The 436-nt window shown below is 41.3% G+C and carries 1 protein-coding gene; it reads right to left on the bottom strand.

The genetic code is table 11. The annotated features are described in order from the left end of the window. Nucleotides 1-114: 114 nt before the first annotated feature. Complete coding sequence (locus ACYVTD_RS16960; protein WP_461248819.1) at nt 115-312, bottom strand: flagellar FlbD family protein; 198 nt, start codon at nt 310-312, stop codon at nt 115-117. Nucleotides 313-436: the final 124 nt, after the last annotated feature.

Genomic DNA, 436 nt, shown 5'->3' on the forward strand with positions numbered 1-436 from the left:
ACGTCTACGAAGGCCATTATACTGTTACCGCTGACTACGATAGATCCAAGAACCATTGCCATTGCGCCGAACACGCCGACCAAGGTTCCCATATTTATGCCTTTATTCATTTTCTCACTCCTGGACAATATACGGACTTAAGCGCCGGCGGTATTCATCAATTTTTTCCAAAATTGTATCTACCTCTTCTTTAACAATATGCTGTTTGCCGGACAACATTACCAAAGCGGTATCGGGACGAATTTCTATACATTCAATCTGATGCGGATTGATGTAATATTCTGTCCCGTCCAACTTTGATACCTTTATCATATTTACTTTAAGGGTTATTGACTAGGGGCGGTTAAGGATTAATTTTCAATCCCTAACCTTTCCCTATCCCCTTATCTCCTTTTTACCTCTTTAGCGTCAACAATTCCTGCAAAAGCTGATCCGC

This window comes from Treponema sp. R6D11 (genome assembly GCF_054786075.1).

What these genes read in the sequence shown, in the direction of transcription:
- ACYVTD_RS16960 (WP_461248819.1), bottom strand. Translation starts at nt 312, where the DNA reads ATGATAAAGGTATCAAAGTTGGACGGGACAGAATATTACATCAATCCG.